Below are 25,638 nucleotides of genomic sequence, written 5' to 3' on the forward strand. Positions count from 1 at the left end.
CGCACAGGGGCAACGCATGCATACCGCCACGAAAACACGGAAAGGCCAAAGCCGCAAAAAAAGCTCAAAACGAAGTCCCAATCTGAAACTGAAACTTCTGATACTGATCACCTGCGTGCTTGACGATCGGGAAACCCAGATCAAGCTTGAGCGGCCCGATCGGCGAGATCCATTCAAGCCCGGCGCCATAGCTGTACCGCAAGCCATTCGCCCCAGTGCTGCTGCCCTCCGTGCCCCACACATTACCGCCATCCACGAAAGTGAATACACGCAGCGTGCGGTCATAACCCGTGCCGGGCAACGGGAACGTCAACTCGATATTACCCACCACCATCTTCGAGCCGCCGATAGGATCGTTCGTCGTAGTGTCGCGCGGCCCGAGCGAGCCGGACTCATAGCCGCGCACAGACCCAATACCGCCCGCATAGTAGTTCTTGAAGATCGGATACGGCTTGCCGCCCAAACCATTGCCGTAGCCGCCCTGGAAGTTCAGCCCCAGTACGAAGCCGCGCGCGAATGAGTAGTAATACTGCATTTGCGCATCGCCCTTGTAGTACTGCGTGCCAGCCGGCGTACCGTATTCGGCGTTGGCCTGCGCATAGTAGCCGCGGCTCGGCACCAGCGCGCTGTCGCGGTTGTCGCGCGACCAGCCCACGGTGAGCGGCACCGTGTTCGAGACGCGCCCGAAATCGTTCACGTAGTCCTTATAGGTCTGTGGCGTGTTGGCGTCGACGTCGAGACGGTCCTGCTCGATGCCGAGGCCGAAATACACCATGTCGGTCTCGGAGAACGGAATGCCGAACTTCATGTCCGCGCCATACGAAATGATGCGAAAGCTCGTGTCGTTCGTGCTCGAGTAGTAAAGCGGCTCGGTCGTGCGGTAATAAACGTCGGTAATGCGTTTGATGCCGTCCACCGTGAAATACGGATCGACTTGCGTGACCGAGAGCGTGCGGTACGTCGTGGCAGTATTCACGTTCAGCGAAAGGCTGTTGCCGGACCCGAACACGTTGTCCTGCGAAATGCCGGCCGAAATGATCGGCCCTTCGCCCGAACCGTAGCCGAGGCCCAGCGAAAGCGTGCCGGTGGGCTTCTCGGTCACTTTCACGTTCACGTCCACCTCGTCCGGCGTGCCTTCCACCGGCACCGTGGTCACGTCCACATCGGTGAAGTAGCCAAGACGGTTGATGCGGTCCTTCGAGAGTGCGAGGCGGTTAGAATCGAACCACGAGCTTTCGAGCTGGCGCATTTCGCGGCGCACGACTTCGTCGCGCGTGCGGGTATTGCCAGTGACATTCACGCGGCGCACGTACACGCGTCGGCTCGGATCGACCTGTAGCGTAAGCGCAACCGTGTGGTCCTTCTGGTCGATTTCCGGCAGCGCGTTCACGGTCGCGAATGCGTAGCCGTGTTCGCCGAGCTTGTCGACGATTGCCTTGGTCGTGTCCTTGAGCTTTTGCGCCGAAAAACGCTGCCCCGCCTTGATGCCCACGAGTTTCTTCAACTCCGCCTCGCGGTCAAGCAGATTACCGGCCATCTTCACGCTCGAGATCGTATAGGGCTCGCCCTCGTGAATCCCGATCGTCAGATACATGTCCTTCTTGTCGGGCGACAGCGAAACCTGCGTCGAATCGATATTGAACTCCAGATAGCCGCGGTCGAGATAGTACGAGCGCACGTTGTCGAGGTCGCCAGTGAGCTTTTCCTTCGAGTACAGGTCGTTCTTCGTGTACCACGAGAACCAGTTCGGCGTGGAGAGCTGCATTTCATCGAGCAGCGTGCCCTCGCTGAACGTGCTGTTGCCGATGAAATTGATCTGGCGGATCTTCGCGCTCGGCCCTTCGACCACGGAGAACAGCAGCCCGACGCGGTTGCGGTCGATCGGCGTGACCGTGGTCGTGACTTCTGCCGCGTAGTAGCCGCGCGTGAGGTACTGGCGCTTGAGCTCCTGCTCCGCCTTGTCGACGAGCGCCTTGTCGTAGCTCTGGCCCGGCGAGAGTCCGACCGACTTGAGCGCCTTCGTCAAGTTATCCTTATCGAATTCCTTGATGCCTGCGAAGTCGATCGTGCCGATGGCGGGCCGCTCCTGCAACTGCACGACCACCGTGTGGCCCTGCGTGAAAATCCGCACGTCGCTGAACAGGCTCGTCGCGTAGAGCGCGCGGATGGCGTCGGAGGCCTTGTCGTCGGTAAAGGTCTCGCCCTGCTTGATCGGCAGATAGGCGAACACGGTGCCCGGCTCGATGCGCGTCAGCCCGTCGATGCGGATATCCTGGACCACGAAGGGCTCGGTGGCGTGCGCCGCAGCGGTCACGCCGATGCCGAAGCCGGCGAGAGTCAGTGCGCGTGCATAGCGCGCCGTGGTAGTTGATGCCGTCATGCGGGAGGTCGAATGTGAAGCCAACGAAGGAGCCGTGAAAGTGCCAATGCGCCACAACCGGCGCGAGACGCGCCGGCCGGCATTCACGGATGCGGGGTGTACAACGGGTGCGCCAGGCGAGGCCGGCGCGCCACGCCTATTGCATGCTCGCGCGGCCAGGCAGGCGCATCTTCGCGAGCCCCGTTGCGAGCGAGAGCACCTCGGTCATGTGCACGGCTTGCGCAGGCTGCAGACGGAACGACAGTTCGGCGCCGCCGGGCAGACGAAAACTCACCACCAGATGCTGCACGTCGCCCGGTTCGCGGCCGATCTCCCAGGCCTCGCAAGGCATGGTGAATTTCACGCTCGCGGTCTTGTGGCGAATGCGCTCGGAACGGCCGATCGCATTGGAAAGCGCGGCGAGCAGTTCATGCATCACCGAGCAATGCAGCGCGACGCTATCCGGCTGACTGCCGTTCACCATCAGGTACTGGCCGTCCGCAGTCAGCTCGAAATCGCGCAGGGAATGAATGGCAAGAGCCGGGGACGAGGACATGTGCAGCGCTCCGTTGCAAAAGCATCGGCGGAGTCTAGTGCGCTGGTCGCGCTGTGCGCGTTACCTCTGCATTACAGGGATTACTTTCATCAATATTGTGCGGTGACCGAGTCGGGTCGTTTCGCACGCAGCCATTTCTGCGTAACGCCAATACCCTGCGTGCATGCAGCGGCTTTCAATCTCCTCTCTCTCGCACGCTGTTACAGTTGCCTCGAAAATCTTTGGTAACCGTACCGGTTCGCTTTCTATCGGCAAACACCTCGACGCTCGCCTGTACCGCGAGCGCCTGTAAGGGAAAGCAAGACAAGAGATCGGCGAAGGCACTTGCGCGTTCGATGCGCGCGAGTAGCATCGCGGCTGCGTCGTTGCGCACGCAGCCGTTGCGGCCGAGAAATTGGCCCCAAAGCGAAAGCGCACGCAGGCGGGCGACAGGCTGCGCGCTCGCAATGTAGGCACTGGGAAAGAGCCGCCGATAGGCGGGCACGTTGTAGAGCCAGGAAGTGCCGTGGACGCACACGTCGCTCGACGCATGACCGCTTGCGCGCAATTGCGCGCGCAGTTGGTCAATCAACGTCCGCAACTCGTCTTGCCGCGCGGCAAGCTGCCGGGAATCGAGCGGCGACATGCCGTTATCGGTTCGGGCATTGAAATGCAGGCGCACCCCCCCATGCGGTTCCTGAGCGTAAGAGAAGCAGCCAACCGTAACGGCGACCGCAGGCGCCGACTGGTGCGTTGGGCAGTCCTGCAAGTAACGCCACGTCCACTCACATTGCTCCACGACGCTTGCGTGCTCATCGAGACCATCGACATAGGCGGCCCAGAGCGGGTGCGTGCGATCGAAGTTGCGCCCCGCGCCGAAGCGCACATAAAGATTCGTGCAGTCGAGCAACGCCGCCGCGAGCGGGATGTCAGCGAGGCGCGCCGCCGCGCGCGCAAAGCGCAACTGGAGGTCGTAAAACGCGCGTTCGGGTTTCAACGGACCTTGTCTCCTTCGTCCACGATACAATGCGGCTGCGTCCGATCCGTCCCCCGCTGCCCCTATCCGACATGCAGAATACTACCCGGGCCTTCCTGTTGGGCCCGTTGCTCAAAGGCGTTTCCCGTTCGTTCTATCTCACGATGCGCGTGCTGCCCGCCCGCATGCGCGACCCAGTGGGCGAAGCCTATCTGCTCGCGCGCGCCGCCGACACCATTGCCGACACCGCGCTGATTCCGCCCGAACGGCGGCTCGCCCTGCTGCTCGCGCTGCGCGAGCGCGTGAACGGCGCGACGAATCATGACACCCTGCTCGCCGATCTCGCGGGCGAGGTTGCGGGCCAGCAAACACAATCGGACGAGAAGCTGCTGCTCGAATCGCTGGGCGGCGCGCTCGACGTGCTCGCGCAACTCGACCAAGCCGACCGCAACGCCGTGCGCGGGATCGTCACGACGCTCACCGAAGGCATGGAGTTCGATCTCCGCACGTTCCCCGACGAGCGCTCGGGCCAGGTGGCCGCGCTCAGCACGTGGGACGAACTCGACCGCTACACGTATCTCGTGGCGGGCTGCGTGGGCGAGTTCTGGACGAAGATGACCTACATGCACTTGCCGGGCACGCTCGCGCCCTCGCTGGAACAAACCATGTACACGCGCGGCATCCGCTTCGGCAAGGCTTTGCAGATGGTGAACGTGCTGCGGGACTGCGGCAAGGATCTGCGTATTGGCCGCTGCTATCTGCCCACTTCGATGCTGGCCCAGGCGGGGCTCACCGCGCAGGACCTGCTGCAGCCCGGCGCCTCGGCGCGCGCACGGCCGCTCATGCTCGAACTCGTGCGTATCGCGCTCGATCATTTCCGCGCGGCCATCGACTATGCGTTCGCGCTGCCGCGCCTTTCGGTGCGCCTGCGGCTCGCATGCCTGTGGCCCATTCTCATCGGCCTCGAAACACTCGAACGCCTCGTCGACAACGACGACTGGCTCGATCCCGCGAAGAGCTCGAAAGTCACGCGCAACGATGTCTATCGCATTCTTGCCTGTTCCACCGCGCTCGCGCCGTCGAATGCGTTGCTCGGTGTCTGGTTCAAGCGGCTCTTCGCGCGTGTCGAGGCGCGTATCAAGGCCTAATAAATATGGTTGAAAAAAGCGCGCTTCGCAGCGCGCCTTTCGTGACTCGAAACAACACGCCTCAACTTTTCTCTGCGCGATACAGCTTGATGATCGCCGAGAAGTCGAGCTTGCCGTCGCCGTTGCTGCTCATCGCCTGATAGAGCTGCTGCGCAAGCGCCCCCATGTACGCAGGCTGATGCACGCCCTTGGCCGCGTCAGTGGCGAGGCCCATATCCTTGAGCATGAGGTCCGTGCCGAAGCCGCCCGTGTAGCCGCGCGAAGAAGGCGCCGTCTCGATCACGCCCGGATACGGGTTGTACGTATCCGAACTCCAGCAGCGCCCCGTGGACGTGTTCATGATGCCGCCGAGCACTTTCGGGTCGATGCCGAGCGCCTCGCCCAGCGCCATCGCTTCGGCCACGCCGGCCATCGTGATGCCAAGCACGAGGTTGTTGCAGATCTTCGCCACCTGCCCCGTGCCCGTCTCGCCGCAATGGACGATGTTCTTGCCCATGCCCGAGAGCACCGGCTTCACGCTCTCGTAGTGCGCGGCGCTGCCGCCCACCATGAAGGTGAGCGTGCCCGCCGCCGCGCCGCCCGTGCCGCCCGACACCGGCGCATCGACAAACGCGTTACCCTGCGCCTCGGCCAGCTTCGCGAACTCCTTGACGCTCGCGGGATCGATCGTGCTCGAATCGATGATCGTCACGCCCTTCCCAATGCCCGCCAGCACGCCGTCCTCCGCAGTGAGCACGCTGCGCACGTGCGCCGCGGCGGGCAGCATCGTGATGACCCACTCCGCGCCGCTGGCCGCCGCCTTCGCCGATACGGCCTTCTGCGCGCCGGCTTCGGCGAGCGTTTGCATCGCGCTCGTGCTCAGGTCGAACACCGTCACCGCGTGTCCGGCCTTGAGCAGGTTGAGCGCCATCGGCGCGCCCATGTGGCCCAGCCCGACAAATCCGATTTTCATGAGCCGTTCTCCGTTATTGTTCAGTACTCCATGGTTATGCCGCGGCGGCGCATCAGCGCAGGCTGATCGTCGTGTTTACGCCGTCGCTCACGGTCGCGTCGTCGAACCAGCGCGCGGTGACCGTCTTGGTCTGCGTGTAGAACTGCACGACCTGCTTGCCGTAAGGTCCCAGGTCGCCGAGCTTCGAGCCGCGCGAACCCGTGAAGCTGAAATACGGCACCGGCACCGGAATCGGAATGTTGATGCCGACCTGGCCAATGTCGATCTCGCTCTGGAACTTGCGCGCCGCCGCGCCGCTCTGCGTGAAGAGGCCCACGCCGTTGCCGAACGGATTCGCGTTGACGATGGCGATCGCTTCATCGAGCGTCCTGGCCGTGAGCACCACGAGCACCGGACCGAAGATCTCGTTCGTGTAGATGTCCATATCGGTCTTCACGTTCGTGAACACCGTGGGGCCGACGAAGTTGCCGCTCTCGTAGCCGGGCACCTCCACGTCGCGGCCATCCAGCGCGAGCGTTGCGCCCTGCTTCACGCCCGAGTCGATCAGGCCGAGAATGCGCGCTTTGGCGGTGCGCGAAACGACCGGTCCGACGTCGGTCTTCGCCTCATGGCCCGCATTGACCTTGAGCGTCTTCGCCTTTTCCACCAGCTCGTCTACCCATTGTTGCGCGGCGCCCACGAACACGGCCACCGAAGTCGCCATGCAGCGCTGACCGGCCGCGCCGAACGCCGCGCCGACCAGCGCATTGAGCGCCTGCTCGCGATTCGCATCGGGCAGCACGACAGCGTGATTCTTCGCGCCCATCATCGACTGCACGCGCTTGCCGTGTTCGCTGCCCAGACGGTACACATGCGTGCCCACGGCCGTCGAGCCGACGAACGAAATCGCCTTCACGAGTTCGTGCGTGCAGATCGCATCGACGACTTCCTTGCCGCCGTGCACGACGTTGAGCACGCCTTGCGGAATACCCGCTTCGATGGCGAGCTCGACGAGCTGCATGGTCGAGAGCGGGTCCTGCTCCGAAGGCTTGAGCACGAACGTATTGCCGCAAACGATCGCCATCGGGAACATCCACAGCGGAATCATCGCGGGGAAGTTGAACGGCGTGATGCCGGCGCACACGCCTAGCGGCTGCTGCAGCGTATAGGTGTCCACGCCGCCCGCCACGTTCTCGGCGAAACCGCCTTGCTGCAGCGTGCCGATCGAGCAGGCGTGCTCGACCACTTCGAGGCCGCGGAAAATGTCGCCCTCGGCATCGGGCAGCGTCTTGCCCTGCTCGGCGGTGAGCGTCTGCGCGATGCGCGGCATATGCTCACGAATCAAGGCCTGCAGCTTGAGCATGATGCGCAAGCGCGCGCCGAGCGGCGTGTTCTTCCACGTGGCGAACGCGGCGTGTGCGGCCTTAACGGCCCGATCCACTTCCTCGACGGTCGCGAACGGCACGCGCGCGAGCACTTCCTGCGTGGCCGGATTGACGATGTCGCGCCATTCCTTCGTTTTCGATTCGACGAACTCGCCGTCGATGAGCAGCTTGACGGTCGAAACTTGCGCGTTGGATGCCTGGGTCACTGCGTTCATCGTGAACTCTCCCTGATGGATTCGAACGGGCCGGCCGTGGCCGGATATAGCGAAAGGTGCGGAACCAGCGAATTTTCAATCGCAGCACGCGCGCAAGCACGCAGTGCAAATGCGTGCGGTCATGTCGAGCGTGCCGGGAATGGAGCTGGGCGAGGTAAAGGAGAGTCCTGCTGAACACGGGCGCGCCTGTGTGCATGCCTGAGGCGCCCGCGCGGGGAACACTGCAATTGCATCGTCTGTCTCCATCCTTGTTGTCGGGCGACCGTAGCTGTTTCAGTCGCGTTGTTCAACGAGTATAGTTATTCGAATATCCACGGCATAGAGATGAAAAAGCCCATCCGATATGCAAAAAAACACAACGAGCAGCATGGAGACACTGAACTGGGACGATCTGCGCTACTTCCTGGAAGTCGCGCGCACGCAACGTGCGAGCGGCGCCGCGAAGCGCCTGGGCGTCGACCACACCACGGTTGCACGCCGGGTGCGTGAGCTGGAGGCAGCGCTAGGCACCGTCCTGTTCGATAAATCGCGTTCGGGCGGCTTCGTGCTGACGGCCGAAGGCCAGCGCCTGCTGGCCTACGCGGATGCCGTGGAAACCACGGTGCAATCGGCCAGCGAGCAGTTCGCGATCGGCGCGCAGTCGCTGTCGGGCCATGTGCGCGTGGGTTCGACGGAGGGTTTCGGCTGCTTCTTTCTTGCACCGCAGTTGGCGCGCTTCACGGGCCAGCATCCCGACATGTCGATCGACCTGTTGCCGGTGCCGCATTTCGTGAGTCTTTCAAAGCGCGAGGCCGACCTTGCGATCATGCTGGAGCGCCCCGAGCGCGGACAGTACGTCTACACGAAGCTATGCGACTACCGGCTGCGCCTGTACGGCACGCCGGCGTATCTCGAGCGCCACGCCCGCATACGCACGCCCGCCGACCTGCGCAATCACGCCTTCATCAGCTATGTCGCCGATCTGGCGTTCAGCCACGAGCTGCTCTACCTCGAACGCACGGCCCCGAACGTGACCGCGAATCTGTGCAGCACCAGCGTGATCGCGCAATACCATGCTGCGCTGCAGGGCAGCGCGCTTGCCATCCTGCCTTGCTTCATGGCCGAGCCCGACCCGCGCCTCGTGCCGATCCTGCCCGACGAAGTCGTGGTGACGCGGCGCTTCTGGTTGTGTAGTCGCGACGACCTGCGCAAGCTGCGGCGCATCACGTCGCTCTGGGATTATCTGCGCGCGGCTGCCGACGCGAATCGCCCGCTGCTGATGGGCGAATCGCCGGAAATGCATTACGTCGAACCGTGAGTGCAACGCGCTTTGCAGCATTGAGCTTCACAGTTTGCCAGGCAATAAGAAAGCCGCACATGCAGTCCACGAGTGGGACTGCATGTGCGGCCTTCAGCAAGAACGCGAAAGACAACCGCTCCGGCGTCGCCGCCCGCACCTCGAAGGGCGATGGGCGCGCGCCGGCTAGCCGATGCTCAGGTCCCAACCGGGCGGATGGTCAGCGCGTTGCGCACCGACGTCACGCCTTCGACGCCCTTGGCAACATCGCCAGCGCGCTGGATCTGCGACTGCTCGGGCACGGTGCCCTGCAGAATGACAGCGCCGTCTTTCGCACGCACGGTGATGTTAGAAACGCTGATGTTCCGGTCGCGTGCGAGCGCCGCGCGGACCTTACGGCCGAGCGCACGGTTCGCAGCGCGTGCCTGGCGCAATGCTGCCTTCGATTGATTGACGTTGTGCTGGGCTGAGGCCGTCGGACCGCTGGTAGGGGCTTCTGCGGCTGCCGGTGCCGAAGCGTCCTGCGCGTAGACCTGGAACGAGGCCGCCACGAGTGCCGTGGCCGCGGCAAGCTTGAACATCTGAATAGCCTTCATGCAGTTTCTCCTGTTGTCAGTCTTATTGCTGGCCCAGGAATGGGCCGTTAACTACACCATTGACTACGAAACATTCACGCGCCTAACGGCGATGGGGAGTAACAATACCGCAACTATTTCATTCTTGACACGAAGCGCGCCTAAATCTGTGATTCCGCGCCACACTTCCTGCCGCTTTCCGCAGACGAATACAGTTGATTGTCCAAATAGTGAAGTCATGGTGCAAGAGCGCAATTCAATCGCTTCACGCGCCAGCACTACGGCTCATTTACCGGCGTTTCGCTGCCGTTATTAAACGTTCGGTGCGATGCCTTCAGCCATGATCCGACCTGGTGCATGCGATATGAATACAATGACTAATCGCGTAATCCAGAGCGGGATTGAGCCGCTTTATTCAAACAGCAACGCGCATCACACAAACAGCGTTGACAATACGGACAGCGGTTAACCCGAACACCCATTGCGAAATACGAGAGGCCGGCCGGCATCAATTGGCCAATTGCGCCTTTATCCATCGATAGAACTGCTGGATCGCCGCCTCGCGCGGATGCCCTTCGCGCCACGTGAAGTAATAGTCGAGCGAGGCCGGGATGCGGACCTGTCCCAACTGCACCAGCTCGCCGCGGTCGATGAATCCGCGCGCGAGCTGCAGACGTGCCGTAGCCACTCCTTGCCCGGCCACCGTTGCCTGCAGCAGCAGGCCCGCGTCGTCGAACACCGGTCCGCGCTCCGGTTCGTCGCCGGCCACGCCCGCGGCTTCGAAGAAGTCGCGCCACGAACGGCGCGAAAAACGCAGCAGCGGCATGCTCGCGAGATCTTCCATGCGAAAGTCGGGATGGCGTGCGAGCAAGGCCGGACTGCACACCGCAACGACCTGGTCGTCCAGCAGCTTGCGGATCTGGAAGCCGGGCTCGTCGACCCGCCGATGCCAGATGCCGATGTCGAAGGGATAGGGGTCGGGCGGCGTCACATCGGCGTGCATGCGCAGCGAGAGGTCGACCATGGGATGGCGGTCGTAGAAGTCACCCAGGCGCGGAATCAGCCAGACGGAGGCAAAATCGGACATCACGCTCAGTTCCAGCCGCGTGACGCCGCTCACGCCGGGGCGCGTGGCGTCGAGCGCACCGCGCAGGTCGTCGAGACTGCGGCGCACGCGCTCGGCCAGTTGTGCGCCCGCCGCCGTGGGGATCATGCGGCTGCCCGCGCGGCGGAAAAGCTCGACGCCCAGTTCTGTTTCGAGCGCGCGCAGATGATGACTCACGGCGCTGTGCGTCAAATGCAATTCTTCCGCGGCACGGCTGAAACTGCGCCGCCGCGCAGCGGCTTCAAGGGCGCGCAGCGCCTGCAAAGGAGGGAGAGGTCGGGCCATGACGTCAAATTCTACTCACAATGCCGTCTGAAATCTCTCGCTGGCCTCACACACGGCAATCGCCAATAATCGACAGCCAGGCATTGAATCCGCTTTCACCCCCAACATGACCTCACTCAGACTGCGCGTCCTTGCCGTATTCGCGCTCGGCTACTTCATTTCGTACCTGTTTCGCGGCGTCAATCTCGGCTTCGCGCCGTTTCTCTCGCGTGAAATGGGCTTCACGGCGACCGATCTTGGCACGCTCACGAGCCTTTATTTCCTCGGCTTCGCGGGCGCGCAGATTCCGGGCGGCGTGCTGCTCGACCATTACGGCCCGCGCCGCGTCACCGCCTGCGTCATGCTCGTGGCGGCGGCAGGCGCTTTGATTTTCGGCATCTCGCACAACATGGCCGCGATGATGGTGGGCCGGCTGCTGATCGGCGTGGGCGTGTCGGTGTGCCTCGGCGGCGCGTTCAAGGCCACGGCGCAGCACTTTCCCGTCGCGCAGCTCACGCTCGTGAACGGCCTCGTGATGGCCGTGGGCGGCCTGGGCGGCGTAGCCGTGGGGGCCCCGCTCTCGTGGCTGCTCTCGATCGCACCTTGGCGCGCGGTGAGCCTCGGACTGGCGGCGCTCACCGTACTCGTGGCCGCCATCATCTGGACTGGCGGGCCGCGCACGCGCGACACCCACCATCAGGCGAGCGTGCTCGAACAGTTCAAGGGCACCGCGCACATCCTGTGCAGCCATGCATTCTGGAAGACCGCGACGTTCTCGGGCCTCACCCAGGCCGTGTTCTACGCCATGCAGTCGCTGTGGGTCGGCGCGTTTCTGCGCGACGTCGTACCGGCCGGCACCGCCGATGCCGGTGCGCGCGCGGCCTCGCTCGTTTCCGTGCTGGGCGGCGCATTCATTGTCGGCAACATCGGCTTTGGCGCGCTCGCACGCAGCTTCGAGAGGCGCGGCGTGAGCGTCCAGCTCTTTTCCGGCGTCACGATGCTTGTGTTCGTGCTCGTGCAAGCCTTACTCGCCGCGCGTGTGCCGCTTCCCGCGTCCCTACTCTGGGCGGCTTACGGCTCGTTCGGCGGCACCGGCATCCTCACGTATGCCGTGCTCGCGGAATATTTCCCGCCGCGCCTGATCGGCCGCGTGAATACCACGTTCACGCTCGTCATCTTCATCGGCATCTTCCTTCTGCAGATCGCGATCGGCGCCGCGCTCGCACACTGGCCCGCGCTCGACGGCCACTACCCGGCAGTCGCGCATCAGACCGTGTGGACTGTCCTCGTCGGGCTGCAAGCGCTCTGCGCCGTGTGGTACTTCATGCCGTCACGGCGTGCCGCTGCGCCGCGCCAGGCGGTCGAAACCCATTAAGGCGCGTTTTCGCCCACCGCACCGCGCCGGGCGCGGTGCCGCTTTGCGTTCCTGCTCACATCGATAGCACGATTTCTTCCTTCGGCGCGGGCGCCGCTCCCCTATCATGAACGCGCCGTGCCGTTCATCTTCCCCATAAAACACAGCGCCTTTGTCGAGAAATGCAAATCTCGATTCATTGGTTGTCCTGATCGGCATACCCGGAAAAGAATGACCCAACGGCAACGACGGCGACGCAAGCTCGCCGGTCCGCGCACCCCGTTTCGTCACCTGGATCCGACCTGCCCATGCGTTCACATCGCGTTCTGCAGTACTTGCCGCAGTTTCTGATTTATGCCGCGCTTTCGTTCATCTCGCTGCATGCCGCGGCCGAGAAGCCAGCCGTGATCCGCATCGGCGTCGCGCAGCAGGGCGCGGGCGACCCGCCCACTTTCGGCGGTTCGACCGCTGCCACGGTGCAGGGCCAGCAGTTGCTCGAAAAGGAATTCGCCGCCGACGGCATCAAGGTCGAATGGCTCTTCTTCAAGGGTGCGGGCCCCGCAGTGAACGAGGCTATTGCCAACAATGCACTCGACTTCGCGTATCAAGGCGACCTGCCCTCGGTGCTCGCGCGCGCCAATGGTCTGAAGACCCGCATCCTGCTGGAGTCGGGCGTGCGCTCCGGTGTGAAGGTGGGTGTGCCTGCCGATTCCGACATCAAATCGATCAAGGACCTCAAGGACCGGCGCGTCGCCATTTTTCGCGGCACGAATCTGCAACTCGTGGCCGACAACGCGCTCGCGGAGAACCAGCTCGACGAGCGCGCGCTACGGGTGATCAACCTCGACAACGCAAGTTCTCTCGCGGCGCTCGCATCGAAAGGCATCGACGCCTCGGTGAACGACTATCACCTTTACCGGCTTCGCGATCAGGGGCTCGTTCGCATCGTCTACGAATCGCAGCATGACGGCCCGCAATTGACGCGCCAGGCGCATTTGCTCGTGCTCGACGGCTTCGAGAAGGCGCACCCCGACATCGTGCAACGCGTGGTGAATGTCTTCGTGAAAGCGGCGCAATGGTCGTCCGATGAAGCAAACCGGGACGCGCTCTTCAAACGCTGGGCGAAGAGCGGCGTGAGCTATTCGTCCTGGCAAGCCGAATTCGGCGACCAGCCGCTGAGGTACCGCAATTCGCCGCTGATCGATCCGTTCATCGTGGCGCGCTACAAAGCCGTTGCGCAGGATGCGCTGCGCCTGAAACTGATTCGCCAGCCCGTCGAGGTCGATTCGTGGTTCGAGCCGCGCTATCTCGACAACGCGCTGCGCGAGCAAAAGCTCGAACACTACTGGACCCGCTACGACGCTGCCGGCAAGCCGCTGGGCTGAGCACGCGAGAGGAGCCGCATCATGACGGAAACCGCGATCACGATTGCCTCGGACACGCCGCGTGCAGCAGCACCACGTATCCACACGACAAGCGCGCACGTGCGCTGGCGCAGCGTACTGCGCGCTTGCGCGTGGCAGCTCGCGCCCTGGCTGCTGCCTGCGATGCTTTATTTGCTATGGAGCGTCGGCTGCGCGCGTGGCTGGATCGCGCCGCAAATCCTGCCTGCGCCGCAGCGCGTTTATGAAACCTTCGTCGACCTCGCCCAGAGCGGCGAACTCGCGCGCAATACGCTGATCAGCCTGCAACGCGTGCTGCTGGGCTTCGCAGCCGGCACCGTGCTCGGCTTCGTGATCGGCGGCGCGCTCGGGCTCTCTCGCACGCTCGAAGCGTGGGTGCTGTCCAGCTTCAACGCGATCGTGCAGATTCCCGTGCTCGGCTGGCTGCCGTTCCTGCTGTTGCTCGTCGGCGTCGGCGAGCCGCTCAAGTATTTGCTGATCGCTCATGCTGCGCTCGTGCCCGTTACGCTCAGCACCATGCAGGGCTTTCGGCAAACACCCGCCGAACTCGATGAAGTCGCGCGCGTGTTCGCCTACACCCGCTGGCAACGCATCGTACGCCTCGTGCTGCCCGCGGCGGTTCCGACGCTCGCAACCGGCGTGCGCCTGGCCTTCACTAAGGCGTGGCTCGCGCTTGTCGTCGTCGAACTCGTGGCGTCCTCGGAAGGGCTCGGCTATCTGATCGTGTATGGACGCCAGCTCTTTCAGCTCGATCTCGTGATGGCGTCAGTGATCGTGGTGGGGGCGGTCGGACTCGTCATCAATCGTCTGCTCGATGTGCTCGAGCGACGTTTGCGGCGCGGCACGCCTTCGGCGTTTCGCGGCTGACGCTGACGCTGACGATGCCTGGCTACCGCCATTGAGGACAAGGGAAAATCGCCATGAAGATATCGTTTGCAAGAGCATCCGCGCGTCCCGATTGCGCTTGTGACGCGGCCACCGAAGCGAGGCCGCGCCGCACTATCGATTTGCGGGGCGCTGCCCTGCCGCTCGTCGCTATCGCGCTATGGTGGGCCTTGAGCGCCTCGCATCTAGTGAAAAGCGGCTTGCTCGTAAGTCCCGGCGATGTGATTCGCACCGCTTACGAACAGATCGAAAGCGGCGCGTTGTTCCGCGCGCTTTCGGCCTCGCTTGCCCGCGAGGCCTGCGGCTTTGCCATCGGCGCAACGGCGGGGTTCCTGCTGGGCGGCGCGCTGGGTCTTTCGCGCATCGCCGCACGCGTCGTTGGGCCGAGCTTCGACACCTTCAAGCAGATCTCCCTGTTCGCGTGGATTCCGCTCATTTCCGTATGGTTCGGGCTCGGCGACGCTGCCAAGGTGGTCTTCCTTTCGCTCGCGGCGCTGCTCCCGGTTGCCGCCCATACGTGCGACGGCATTCACGCCGTGCCGCGCCAATACGTCGAACTCGCGCAGGCATTGCGCTATTCGCGCCTGCAGCTTGTCTGCTACGTCCTGTTGCCGGCCGCGATGCCCTCTATTTTTACAGGCCTCTATCTCGCGCTCATCTATTCGTGGCTGGCCACGCTCGGCGCGGAGTATCTGCTCGTTGCTGGCAGCGGCATCGGCAATCTACTGATCGACGGCAGCGAGCAGTTCCGCATGGACCTCGTGCTGTTCGGCATCGTCGTCGTGGGCGCGGTTGGTTGGGCGCTCAATGCGCTCGCACGGCGCGTGGAGCGAACGGTGCTGGCGCGGTTGCACATCAGCGTCCAATGATCCGGACTACCAATCAATACAATCTGGGAGAGAAACCGATGAACGCCACTGAACCCGCCGGACTCGACATTCTGCACGTGAGCAAGCGCTATGGCGCGGGCGAGTCCACGCTCGTCGTGCTCGACGACGTGACGCTGCATGTACATCCCGGCGAATTCGTGAGCGTGCTCGGCGCGAGCGGATGCGGAAAATCCACGCTGCTACGCCTGATCGCCGGGCTCGACGCGGGCTATAGCGGCGCCATCATGATGCGCGGCGAACGTGTCGGCGACACCTCGCTCGAACGCGGCATCGTATTCCAGGATCATCGGCTGTTTCCCTGGCTCACGGCGGAACAGAACATCCTGGCGGCGCTGCGCAACGCTCCACTTTCGGCACGCGAAAAACGCGCAGCGGTGGCCGAGCACATCGCACTCGTGGGCCTGACGGGCTTCGAGCGGGCCTATCCGCATCAGCTCTCGGGCGGCATGGCGCAGCGCGTGGCGATCGCGCGCGGCCTCGTCAATCGCCCGCGCGTGCTGCTGCTCGACGAACCCTTCGGCGCGCTCGACGCCCTCACGCGCAGCCGTCTGCAAAACGAACTGCTGCGCATCTGGGAGCGCGAACGCATCACGATGATCCTCGTCACGCACGATGTCGACGAGGCGATCTACCTGGGCGACCGTGTCGTGACGATGGCGCCGCGCCCCGGCCGCATTCGTCGCATCGTCGACGTGGCATTGCCGCGCCCGCGCGATCGAGCGGATTCGCGCTTCGTGCGGCTGCGCGACGAGATTCTCTCCGACTTCTCCGACGCCACGACACCGCCCGGCGCCACGCTGTTGCCCGACACTCTTGCCCAATCTCCAGGCCAATGGCGCATGGCGTGGTAGGCGCGCCGACCGACTGGCCGGTCACGCCTCACCCCTCCTCATGATCCCGACACCACCGGCGGCCCGGCTGTGCCAATTGCGCCCGGCGTGAGAAAATCTCTTTTCGAACGGAACGCACGCCGCGTCAGCGCCTTTGCAGCAGCCCGCTTTCCCGTAGTTAGCGGTCTTTTCTGCCGGTTTATCGACATATCTCGCCGGTTCGACGATTGAGCACCGGGAAAACGGTTGGCCTGGGCAACGTGACGCGAAGTTTTCCGATCCGCAAGGGGTCGGCTCAGCGTAAACTCCCGCTGTTGCCATTCGATAGTGTCGATTCATGATCAAGAGAGAAACATCCATGCCAGACAACACCCACTCGCACGACGATCACTCCGATTCGTGCGGCTGCGATCTGTTACACCTGCTCGACGGCGTGGACGAATTCACTCATCACGTGTTCCCGGGCAACAAGGAGCTGTTCCACAGCCTCGCCCACAGCCAGGCGCCGCACACGCTCTTCATCACCTGCGCCGACTCGCGCGTCTCGCCGGAAATGATCACCCAGGCCAAGCCCGGTGATCTGTTCGTTTGCCGCAACATCGGCAATATCGTGCCGGCATATGGCGAAATGCTCGGCGGCGTTTCCGCCGTCGTGGAGTTCGCGGTGCTCGCGCTCAACGTCAAGCAGATCGTGCTGTGCGGCCATACCGATTGCGGCGCGATGAAGGGGCTCGCCTCGGGCGCGGAAGCCACGGCCGACATGCCCACCGTGCACGCGTGGCTGCGCAACGCGGAAGCCGCGCGCAGCGTGGTCAAGACCCGCGGTCTGGACGACGACCAGGTCGTTCAGGCGCTCGTGGAAGAAAACGTCCGCCTGCAACTCACGCACCTGCGCACGCACCCCGCAGTGGCGGCGCGCGTCGCCCAGGGCCAGCTCGAACTGCAAGGCTGGGTCTACGACATCGGCCACGGCAAGGTCACCGTGCTGGACGAAGCACACGGCAAGTTCCTGTCGCTCGGCGAAGCGCGTGCGCGCTTGCGCAAGCGCGTCGAGGAATAATGGCCGGGCGCCGACGCGCCCGCGCCTTCACGCTGGCTGCCAGGTTCAGTCCAGCGCCGGGGCGGCGGTTCACGCCGCCCCATCGCTCTCCCCTTATGCATTCCGCATGAACTGAGGTGCGTCCACAGCGCATTTCAGGTCTTGTCGCGCAATTTTCTCAATCTGCGTAATAATTCTTTGCGAATTAGGGGTTTACCCTAGGACAAAACCCGACTACACTCTCGGCCGTACTACCTGCGGCGCCCTGTCGCACAAGAAGAAGAATTCCGGAGGTTGGTCGCTATGCAGCACGTTCCCCCGCCGTCGCATCACCTGTCTCATCCCGGCTTCAACCGCACTACCGGCGCATTGCGCCGTCCCACGCTTCGCTAGTTCAGCGCGCGTGTCCTGCCGTCGCGCACGCGCCGCGGCAGGCGAACTTGAAAGGCCCACTCCGCGTCATCGCCGTTTCACTCCGTCGCTCCCATGGCGGCAAACGGCGCGCGCCCTTGCGCGTATGGACGCCCGGTAATGGGCTTCGCACCCGTCACGGGCCGAGCGCCCGGTTACCGAAGGAGAAGCATCCATGGAGTCTGCGCAGAACCGTCAGTCGAAAGTCGAAGTGAAGTTGTTCCTGCACCCGGAAGATCATTACCGCGCGATGGCCGCCGCGAAGACGCTCAATCTCGCGGAGCGCGAGTTCTTCGCGCTGGCGCTGCATCTGGGCGCGACCCAGATCCTGCGCCAGACGGAAGCGGCTTGATAAGGCCTCACCGGAAGAAGCGCCTCGTCACACCGGTGACGGATTGCGCTCGGCAAAACCCTCCTGGTGCCAGTAGGGGTAGACAGGCCGCACAGCACTCGCGGCGTCGAGCTTCGCCACCTGCTCGGGCGTAAGGTTCCAGCCGACCGCGCCGAGGTTCTGGCGCAACTGTGCCTCGTCGCGCGCGCCGATCAGCACCGTCGCGACCGTCGGCCGCTGCAGCAGCCAGTTCAGCGCGATTTGCGGCACGGTCTTGCCGGTTTCCTGCGCGATCTCGTCGACGGCGTCGAGCACGCGAAAGAGGTACTCGTCCGGCACCGGCGGACCCTGCTCCGCCGTCTTGTGCAGACGGCTCTTCTCCGGCAGCGGCTGGCCGCGCCGGATCTTGCCCGTCAAACGCCCCCAGCCCAGCGGGCTCCACACCACCGCGCCCACGCCCTGGTCGAGCCCGAGCGGCATCAGTTCCCACTCGTAGTCGCGGCCGATCAGCGAGTAGTACGTCTGGTTCGCGACATAACGCGGATAGCCGTAGCGATCGGCCACGGCCAGAGATTTCATCAGGTGCCAGCCCGAGAAGTTCGACACCCCCGTGTAGAGAATCTTGCCTGCACGCACGAGTTCGTCGAGCGTGGACAGCACCTCCTCGGCCGGTGTGCGCGCATCGAAACCATGCAACTGGAACAGGTCGATATGGTCGGTCTGCAGACGCTTGAGCGCCGCGTCGACCGCGCGCTTCAGATGGAAGCGCGACGAGCCCACGTTGTTGGGTTCGTCGTCGAAGCGGAAGGTCGCCTTGGTCGAGATGATCGCCTTGTCGCGGCGCCCCTTGAGCGCCTCGCCGAGCACCGACTCCGACGCGCCGCTCGAATAGATATCGGCCGTGTCGAACATCGTCACGCCGGCGTCGAGGCAAATGTCGATGAGCTTGCGCGCTTCAGCGACATCGGTTGCGCCCCAGGCCTCGAAGAACTCGCCTTTGCCGCCGAACGTGCCGGTGCCTAAGCTCAGCACCGGCACCTTCATTCCGGACGCACCCAGAAAACGGTATTCCATTTCCGACTCTCCATTAATCAACGGGTTGACGATGTGATGCCGACAGCGGACGAGTCTACGCGCTTCGATTCGGGCTTGCCGCGCGGGTCACACGGCGAACGGCTCGCCGCGCCGCGGACCCCCGCGCGGCTGTACAGATGCTTTTGCCTGATGGAAACTGTCGCCTTTCACCGCGGGCTTTCGGCTTCACTATCCGGTCCGCACTGTTCCGATCGGCACTCACTCCGCTTCCCGCCCATGCTCCGTACCAGGACCAGATTGATTCGCCTCTGCCGCGTGGAGGCGCAATGACCGCTCCCGCACAACGTTCCCCCGGCGTCGGCTGGCTGCCGTACCTCGTCGCCGCCACGTTCTTCATGGAGTACCTCGACACGACCGTGATCGCCACGGCGCTCCCGCAGATGGCGCGCTCGTTCGGCATCGGCCCGAATAGCCTGAGTCTTGGCGTGACCGCCTACATGCTCGCGCTCGCCATCTTCATTCCGGCCAGCGGATGGGTGGCTGATCGCTGCGGCGCGCGCACCGTGTTCTTCAGCGCCGTGGTCACGTTCACGGTGGCGTCCGTGCTGTGCGGGATCTCGCAGAACGTCGACGAGTTCGTCGCCGCGCGTATTCTGCAGGGCATAGGCGGCGCGATGATGGTGCCGGTCGGGCGCATGATCGTCGTGCGCAGCACCGAGAAAAGCAAGCTCATGCAGGCGATCTCGACGATCACCTGGCCTGCCATCGCCGCGCCCGTGGTGGGACCGCCCATCGGCGGCTTCATCACGACGTACGCGTCGTGGCGCTGGATCTTTCTGCTGAACGTGCCGTTCGGCATCGCGGTGCTCGCGGCCATCGCCGCCATCGTGCCGAATCTGCGCGGCGAACAGCGCCGGCCGCTCGACGTGGCGGGGCTCGTGCTGAGCGGCGCCGCGCTCACCGCCATCCTTTACGGCGCGGAACTCGCAAGCCAGGCGGGCCAGAATCCGTGGCGCGCGGTGGCGGTCGTTGCGGCGGGCGTCGCGATCGGGGTCGTCGCGTTCGTGCACGCGAAACGGCATCCGCACCCGCTCGTCGATGTTTCCACGCTGAAAGTGCCGACCTTTTCCGTCACGATCGTGACCGGTTCGATCACGCGTATCGGCATCGGCGCGGCGCCGTATCTGATGCCGCTGATGTTCCAGATCGGCTTCGGTCTCTCGGCGTTCAAGTCCGGCCTGCTGCTGCTCGCGAGCGCGCTCGGCAATCTCGGCATGAAGGCGCTCACGACGCGCATTCTCGAGCGCTGGGGCTTCCGGCTCGTTTCCGTCGTCGACGTCAGCGTCGCGGGCGTCTCGTTGATCGCGTGCGGCCTGCTCACGCCCGGCACGCCGCTCGCCATCGTGCTGGTCGTCGTGTTCGTCTACGGCATGGCGCGCTCGATGCAGTTCTCGACCCTCGCCACGCTGGCCTACGCCGACGTCGCGCAGCCGCAGATGAGCGCGGCCAGCACGCTCTGGAGCGCCGCGGCGCAGATGACGATCGGCCTTGGCATTGCATTCGGCGCGCTCGCGCTGCGCGTGGCCGCGAACCTGAACGGCGAAACCACGGGCCATGTGTTCACGCTCGACGACTTCCGGCTCGCCTTTCTCGCGGCCGGCGTGCTCACGCTGATTTCGGTGTGGGGTTATGCGCAGATGGCGCGCGATGCGGGAAGGAACGTGGGCGGCGGCTCGCGCAGGCAGCGCGCGTAGGTCCCCGCCGCGCGCCTGGCAACGCGCGGCGCAAGGACTACCGTTATTTGGAAAGGCTTGCCCGCACGGTGTATTCGGCTTCCTCGCCCGCCTCAAGCTCATCGGCATGGGCATGCGCCGCGTGGAACTCGTTGGACAGCGGCTCGACCGGATAACCGTGGCGCTCCCAGGCGTCGAGGCCGCCCTTGAGCGCGCGCGCATGATAGATGTGCTTGTTGCGCAACTGATCGACGATGCGCTTGGCCGTCGCCTCGTTCGGGCACACGCAGTACACGACGATCGGACGCCCGATCAGCTCGGGCGAGAGTTCTTCGCTCGATTCGAGATTCAGCGGCCGCGCACCGGGAATCCGGTAGGCCTCCTTCTGGCGCACGGCTTGTGGACGCGCGTCGAGCACGATGGGCGGCGCGCTCGACTTCATCATCTCGTCGAGTTGATCGGGCGAAATGCGGTGCGTCGCCAGCCAGTGGCGGAACTGCATGCGCCGCAGGCAGCGCCACGCGAGGAACAGCACGCTCGCCACGGCGAGCACGTCGAAAATCGTCATGCCGTTCGCGCGCACGAACGCCGCGAATCGCACGATTTCCGCATGGAGCGCCGCGCCGCCGAGCAGCCATGTGCCCGCCCACAACGCCGCGCCGACCGTGTCCCACAGCAGGAAGACGTGGACCGCCACCGTTGTCGTGCCGAGCAGCGGCGCGGAAATCAGGCCGAGCCCCGGCACGAACTTCGCCACCGCGAGAATGGGCGCGCCGTAGCGCTCGAATACGTTGCGCGCGATGCGGATCGTCGTGTCCAGCGACAGCGAAAAACGCACGAGGCCATTGAGCAGGCGCCGCCCGCGCTTGCGGCCCGCGGCGAACCACAGCGAGTCCGCGAGCAGCGTGGCGATCACGGCCGCCGCCAGCAGGCTCCCGTAGGACGTCTCGCCGCTCGCCGCCATCGTGCCCGCGAGAATCAACACCGGCGCGGCCGGCACGGGCACGCCCAGTTGCGTGACGAGTACGCTGAGAAAGACCGCTCCGGCGCCGAAATCGGGTGGAATCGCGGTGGGGAGCGTCAACATTTCGAGATAACCTGCGCGCAGGGATATTCAGGTAAGGAAACGTGGCGCGCATACCGCGCCGGCCGAGGGTGGAGATTACCCCAACGTGCCATTCCTTGCTCTCGTTGACGCAGGCTTCGCGGCGGCATCGCAGACGGGGATCCGGCCCCGCTGCTGTCGCTTTCGCGCCGATGCGAAACGATGCTAATCTCATAAGAGTTGCTTTTTCCAGCCGTTTTCCGTCAAGAAACATGCGTTACTGGCATCTCGATAGACCGAGGCACGGAGGTCAATTCGACCTCTCGCGCGTCACCAGCCTCGTTTCGGCCATCGGCCGCGACGACGCCAATGCGCTCGCCGCCGAAGTGCTGAACATGCTCGGCCCGGCGACGTCGGTCACGCAGTGCACCGTGTTCGCTTACGAATTCGGCAACCGGCCGCGCACGGTTTCCGTGGCCGATCATCGAGGCGGGCGCTTTCTGCGCGACGTCGCCGACACCTACGCGCGCCTCTTCTACGCGCTCGACGGCAATCAGCAGATCGTCAGCGGCGGTTCGACCGACAAGCCCGGTTCGTCGCTCGTGCTGCACTGGCAAAGCAGCGCGGACATCGCGCACGACGGTTACCGCACCGCGTGTTACGCGACGCCCAATGTGTCCGACCGGCTCTCACTGCTGCTGCAGCCGGCCGCCGACATCTGGCTCTCCGTGAACTTGTACCGCGAAAGCGACGCCGGTAATTTTCAGCCGGGTGCAGTGGAACTGGTGGAATCGCTCGCCCCGCTGATCGGCGAGTCGGCACGGCATCACTACACGATTCGCGGCCAGAGCCAGCTCGGCATTCCTCAGATGATGCTCGCGCGCCTGCGCGGACTCTGCCCCACGCTTTCCAAACGCGAACTCGACGCCCTGCGCGGCGTGCTCGAAGGACGAAGCGCGGTCGAAATCGCCGAGTGCATGGGCGTGAAGCCCAGCAGTGTGGTGACGTATCAAAAACGCGCGTATCAGCGGCTGGGCATTTCTAGCCAGCGGCAGCTTTTTGCGCTTTGTCTGGCGACGGATCAGGGCTAACGACCCGCCGCACGCGCGCAGAGCAGAACGCCTGCGCACCTCCCGGTATGCCCCTGTACCCAAATTGAGGACAGCGGCCCGCGCCTCGCGCTCCATACTGCCTTCATCGCCAGCGCCCCCGCGGGGCAAGCCGGCAGCACAAGACTTATGTATCGGAGACGCAATCCCCATGAGCGCCGGATTCAAACCCTATCCGTTCGAGGCCAGGCAGTACGCCGCCCGCTTGCCCGAACTCGAAGGCGGCCGTGAAGCGCAGCGCCACGCCGTGACCATCGTCGGCGGCGGTCCAGTCGGCCTCGCCATCGCGCTCGGCCTCGCGAAGCACGGCGTGCGCTCGGTGCTGATCGAAGCCGACGCATCGGTCTGCTACGGCAGCCGCGCGATCTGCATTTCGCGCCGCAGCCTTGAAATCGTCGAGCGACTCGGCGCGCTCGACGGCTTCCTCGCCAAGGGCCTGCCGTGGACCGGCGGGCGCAGCTTCTATCGCAACGACGAAGTGCTGCACTTCACGATGCCGCAGGACGAAAACCAGAAGCTGCCGCCGATGGTCAACCTCGCGCAGTACCACATCGAGCAGTTCCTGCTCGACGCGGCAGAGCGGCAGGCCGATCTCATCGACATTCGCTGGTGCACGAAACTGACGGCCGTGCAGGACGACGCGCATGGCGCGACGCTCTCGCTCTCCACGCCCGCGGGCGACTACACCGCGCAGACTGACTGGCTCATCGCCGCGGACGGCGGCCGCAGCACGGTGCGCGAGTCGCTCGGCCTGAAGCTTCAGGGCACGAGCTATGAGGGCCGTTATGTGATCGTCGACATCCTGCTCGACAGCGCGCGGCCCACGGAACGGCTCGCATATTTCGACCCGGCGTCGAATCCCGGCTCGACCGTGCTCGTCCACAAGCAGCCCGACAACGTCTGGCGCATCGACTATCAGCTGCGCGACGGCGAAGACGCCGACGAAGCGATCAAGCCCGAAAACGTCATGCCGCGCGTGCAGAGCCTGCTCGACATGATGGGCGAGAAAGCATCGTGGTCGCCCGTCTGGATCACGATCTACAAGGCCAATGCGCTCACGCTCGAGCGCTATCGCCACGGCCGGGTGCTGTTCGCGGGCGACGCGGCGCACCTCGTGCCGATCTTCGGCGTGCGCGGCGCGAACTCGGGCATCGACGACGCCGACAACCTGGCGTGGAAGCTCGCCTATGTCGTGAAGGGCCTCGCGAGCGACGCGTTGCTCGACAGCTACTCCGACGAGCGCGTCTACGCTGCGCACGAAAACTTGAGCTACGGCACGAAGAGCACGGAGTTCATGGCGCCGCCGTCGTTCGCCTTCGATCTGATGCGCACCGCCGTGCTGAGCCTCGCGCGCGAGCACGCCGCCGTGCGCTCGCTGATCAATCCGCGCCAGACTTCGGCTATCGCCTACGCGGCCTCGCCGCTCAACGCGGCTTCCGACGCGTTCGCGAACGGCCCGGCGCCGGGCACGGTGCTGCCCGAATGCCCGCTCACGATCGTCGATCAAACAGGCGCGCGCGACGGCCACCTGACCGACTTGATCGCGCCATGCTTTACGGCGTTTTACTTCAGCGAGGATGGCACAACGCCCGCCCCGATCGCCGCGCTCGAAACGACGCTGGCCGCGCGCGCACTGCCGTTCGCGCTGGCGCCGCTCGCGCAGCGCCAGCCCGGCGACGCATCACGCCGCAGCGGCTGGGATCGAACCGGACGCCTGTTCCCGATGTACGGCGCCAAGCCCGGCACGCTCTACCTCGTGCGCCCGGACGGCCATGTGCTCGGCCGCTGGCACGGCGAGTCCGGCTCCGTCGCCACGCAGGCGCTTGCCGCCCTCGACCACGCGCTGTGCGCCTGAGCGCTGGCGGATACACGTAAAGATGGAGAAAGCCATGACCGACAGCGAACTCGACGCCGTCTACACGCAGCTGTGCAAGACCATGACCAATCTGGGCGAAGCCAACGGCCCGCTCTTTCTCGCGCGTTTCGCGCTGCTCGCGATCGAACGGATCGGCAACCCGCAAACCTGCCTCGGGTTGATCGATGCCGCAGGCAAGAACGTTTCGGCGGCGGTGGCGGAATAACGGGAAGGTCGGCGCGCCTCAGCGCTGCGTCGACTGCACGAGCCGCGCGAGGCGCGAGCGGTTGCTGACACCGAGTTTCTGAAATGATCGATCGAGATGGGTGCGCACGGTCGTATAGGAAATGCCTAGCCGTTCGGCGATCTCCTTGTCGAGCAGCCCCTCCACCACGAGCGCGACCACATCGCGCTCGCGTCGCGTCAGGCGGCTGATCGCTTCGTTATCCGCAGTGGATGGCTCGGCCGGCGGCGGCTGAACGTGCCCCGTCTGCGCGCGCGAGCGCGCCAGCGCAGCGATGAAAGCCGGGCGCACCAGATCGAAAAACACCAGCTCCCGATCGGAAAAATGCTCGCGCCGCTTGCCGCGCCCAACGCGCAGATGATCGAGATGCTCTTCGCCCGACCAGACGAACAGGTCCGCGCCCGCATGCAGGCCGTCGGCGCGCAGCAGCTCGAGCAGGCGCCGCCCCACCTCGAGACGCAAGGCGCCCTCGGGCAAGATATGGTCGGCCAGCAGCTTGAAGACGTCGGCGATCAACGCGAGTTCGCGGCTCGTCAGGTCCATGCTCGGGTGCGATGAGAAGTGGGCGCGCGCCCCTGCTTGCATGGCGGCGCAAACGTCAGAGCTTAGTGCCTGACGGATTCAATATGCAGTGCGACTTGTGAAGCGTGAAGCGGGCATGCCGAAAAGAAAATGGGGCGGCAAACGCCGCCCCAAGAAAAACAC

At 64.5% G+C, this 25,638-nt stretch carries 24 protein-coding genes; 14 read left to right on the plus strand and 10 right to left on the minus strand.

What is annotated here, in order from left to right; genetic code table 11:
• Positions 1-64 precede the first annotated feature (64 nt).
• From bamA to M3I53_RS09035, 3 genes are all read right to left on the minus strand, one after another.
• Positions 65-2,380 (minus strand): outer membrane protein assembly factor BamA, encoded by a 2,316-nt coding sequence (gene bamA / locus M3I53_RS09025; protein WP_254315597.1) that lies wholly within the window; start codon positions 2,378-2,380, stop codon positions 65-67.
• 136 nt (positions 2,381-2,516) lie between these two features.
• Positions 2,517-2,915, minus strand: a complete 399-nt coding sequence (locus M3I53_RS09030; RefSeq protein WP_254315598.1) for a hypothetical protein — start codon at positions 2,913-2,915, stop codon at positions 2,517-2,519.
• A gap of 175 nt (positions 2,916-3,090) precedes the next feature.
• Positions 3,091-3,891 (minus strand): hypothetical protein, encoded by an 801-nt coding sequence (locus M3I53_RS09035; RefSeq protein ID WP_254315599.1) that lies wholly within the window; start codon positions 3,889-3,891, stop codon positions 3,091-3,093.
• 71 nt (positions 3,892-3,962) lie between these two features.
• Between M3I53_RS09035 and M3I53_RS09040 the strand changes: the two genes are divergently transcribed.
• On the plus strand, positions 3,963-5,018 hold the full coding sequence (locus M3I53_RS09040; protein WP_254315600.1) for a phytoene/squalene synthase family protein: 1,056 nt from the start codon (positions 3,963-3,965) through the stop codon (positions 5,016-5,018).
• Positions 5,019-5,079: 61 nt separating this feature from the next.
• Here the strand turns inward: M3I53_RS09040 and mmsB are convergent, their stop codons facing one another.
• Positions 5,080-5,970, minus strand: a complete 891-nt coding sequence (mmsB, locus tag M3I53_RS09045; protein WP_254315601.1) for a 3-hydroxyisobutyrate dehydrogenase — start codon at positions 5,968-5,970, stop codon at positions 5,080-5,082.
• Positions 5,971-6,022: 52 nt separating this feature from the next.
• A complete protein-coding gene (locus M3I53_RS09050; protein ID WP_254315602.1) occupies positions 6,023-7,549 on the minus strand; it encodes a CoA-acylating methylmalonate-semialdehyde dehydrogenase in 1,527 nt (508 codons plus the stop codon).
• 343 nt (positions 7,550-7,892) lie between these two features.
• Between M3I53_RS09050 and M3I53_RS09055 the strand changes: the two genes are divergently transcribed.
• Positions 7,893-8,846: a LysR family transcriptional regulator gene (locus tag M3I53_RS09055; RefSeq protein ID WP_254315603.1), complete on the plus strand. Its 954-nt coding sequence runs from the start codon at positions 7,893-7,895 to the stop codon at positions 8,844-8,846.
• 176 nt (positions 8,847-9,022) lie between these two features.
• Here the strand turns inward: M3I53_RS09055 and M3I53_RS09060 are convergent, their stop codons facing one another.
• Positions 9,023-9,421 carry a BON domain-containing protein gene (locus M3I53_RS09060; RefSeq protein WP_254315604.1) on the minus strand — a complete coding sequence of 133 codons (399 nt, stop codon included), beginning with the start codon at positions 9,419-9,421 and terminating at the stop codon, positions 9,023-9,025.
• Between M3I53_RS09060 and M3I53_RS09065 the strand changes: the two genes are divergently transcribed.
• Entirely contained in the window at positions 9,420-9,716 is a 297-nt protein-coding gene (locus tag M3I53_RS09065; RefSeq protein ID WP_254315605.1) for a hypothetical protein, read from the plus strand. The genes M3I53_RS09060 and M3I53_RS09065 overlap by 2 nt on opposite strands.
• 192 nt (positions 9,717-9,908) lie before the next feature.
• On the opposite strand, the gene M3I53_RS09070 is transcribed toward M3I53_RS09065, so the two are convergent.
• Complete coding sequence (locus tag M3I53_RS09070; protein ID WP_254315606.1) at positions 9,909-10,790, minus strand: LysR substrate-binding domain-containing protein; 882 nt, start codon at positions 10,788-10,790, stop codon at positions 9,909-9,911.
• Positions 10,791-10,896: 106 nt separating this feature from the next.
• Here M3I53_RS09070 and M3I53_RS09075 point away from each other — a divergent pair, with 106 nt between their 5' ends.
• From M3I53_RS09075 to M3I53_RS09105, 7 genes are all read left to right on the plus strand, one after another.
• Entirely contained in the window at positions 10,897-12,144 is a 1,248-nt protein-coding gene (locus M3I53_RS09075) for an MFS transporter (protein WP_254315607.1), read from the plus strand.
• 287 nt (positions 12,145-12,431) lie between these two features.
• Positions 12,432-13,508: an ABC transporter substrate-binding protein gene (locus M3I53_RS09080; protein WP_254315608.1), complete on the plus strand. Its 1,077-nt coding sequence runs from the start codon at positions 12,432-12,434 to the stop codon at positions 13,506-13,508.
• A 21-nt stretch (positions 13,509-13,529) separates the two neighbouring features.
• Positions 13,530-14,393: an ABC transporter permease gene (locus M3I53_RS09085; RefSeq protein ID WP_254315609.1), complete on the plus strand. Its 864-nt coding sequence runs from the start codon at positions 13,530-13,532 to the stop codon at positions 14,391-14,393.
• Positions 14,394-14,446: 53 nt separating this feature from the next.
• Entirely contained in the window at positions 14,447-15,280 is an 834-nt protein-coding gene (locus M3I53_RS09090) for an ABC transporter permease (RefSeq protein WP_254315610.1), read from the plus strand.
• Positions 15,281-15,318: 38 nt separating this feature from the next.
• Positions 15,319-16,152: an ABC transporter ATP-binding protein gene (locus M3I53_RS09095; RefSeq protein ID WP_254315611.1), complete on the plus strand. Its 834-nt coding sequence runs from the start codon at positions 15,319-15,321 to the stop codon at positions 16,150-16,152.
• Positions 16,153-16,489: 337 nt separating this feature from the next.
• Positions 16,490-17,191, plus strand: coding sequence for a carbonic anhydrase (locus M3I53_RS09100; RefSeq protein ID WP_254315612.1), 702 nt, complete (start codon positions 16,490-16,492; stop codon positions 17,189-17,191).
• Between the two features lie 565 nt (positions 17,192-17,756).
• Positions 17,757-17,933 (plus strand): hypothetical protein, encoded by a 177-nt coding sequence (locus M3I53_RS09105; protein ID WP_154677984.1) that lies wholly within the window; start codon positions 17,757-17,759, stop codon positions 17,931-17,933.
• Between the two features lie 27 nt (positions 17,934-17,960).
• On the opposite strand, the gene M3I53_RS09110 is transcribed toward M3I53_RS09105, so the two are convergent.
• A complete protein-coding gene (locus M3I53_RS09110; RefSeq protein WP_254315613.1) occupies positions 17,961-18,986 on the minus strand; it encodes an aldo/keto reductase in 1,026 nt (341 codons plus the stop codon).
• Positions 18,987-19,273: 287 nt separating this feature from the next.
• Between M3I53_RS09110 and M3I53_RS09115 the strand changes: the two genes are divergently transcribed.
• Positions 19,274-20,701, plus strand: coding sequence for a DHA2 family efflux MFS transporter permease subunit (locus M3I53_RS09115; RefSeq protein WP_254315614.1), 1,428 nt, complete (start codon positions 19,274-19,276; stop codon positions 20,699-20,701).
• 43 nt (positions 20,702-20,744) lie between these two features.
• On the opposite strand, the gene M3I53_RS09120 is transcribed toward M3I53_RS09115, so the two are convergent.
• The gene (locus M3I53_RS09120) at positions 20,745-21,767 is read right to left on the minus strand and encodes a VTT domain-containing protein (RefSeq protein ID WP_254315615.1); all 1,023 of its coding nucleotides are present in this window, start codon (positions 21,765-21,767) and stop codon (positions 20,745-20,747) included.
• 230 nt (positions 21,768-21,997) lie between these two features.
• Here M3I53_RS09120 and M3I53_RS09125 point away from each other — a divergent pair, with 230 nt between their 5' ends.
• The 3 genes from M3I53_RS09125 to M3I53_RS09135 all read left to right on the plus strand — a co-directional run bounded on the left by M3I53_RS09125 (position 21,998) and on the right by M3I53_RS09135 (position 24,915).
• A complete protein-coding gene (locus M3I53_RS09125; RefSeq protein WP_254315616.1) occupies positions 21,998-22,816 on the plus strand; it encodes a helix-turn-helix transcriptional regulator in 819 nt (272 codons plus the stop codon).
• A gap of 169 nt (positions 22,817-22,985) precedes the next feature.
• A complete protein-coding gene (locus tag M3I53_RS09130) occupies positions 22,986-24,689 on the plus strand; it encodes an FAD-dependent oxidoreductase (RefSeq protein ID WP_254315617.1) in 1,704 nt (567 codons plus the stop codon).
• 34 nt (positions 24,690-24,723) lie between these two features.
• A complete protein-coding gene (locus tag M3I53_RS09135) occupies positions 24,724-24,915 on the plus strand; it encodes a hypothetical protein (RefSeq protein ID WP_254315618.1) in 192 nt (63 codons plus the stop codon).
• 18 nt (positions 24,916-24,933) lie between these two features.
• Here the strand turns inward: M3I53_RS09135 and M3I53_RS38160 are convergent, their stop codons facing one another.
• Complete coding sequence (locus tag M3I53_RS38160) at positions 24,934-25,476, minus strand: LuxR C-terminal-related transcriptional regulator (RefSeq protein ID WP_302057615.1); 543 nt, start codon at positions 25,474-25,476, stop codon at positions 24,934-24,936.
• Between the last annotated feature and the right edge of the window lie 162 nt (positions 25,477-25,638).

This window comes from Paraburkholderia sp. CNPSo 3272 (genome assembly GCF_024206495.1).
Lineage (GTDB): Bacteria > Pseudomonadota > Gammaproteobacteria > Burkholderiales > Burkholderiaceae > Paraburkholderia.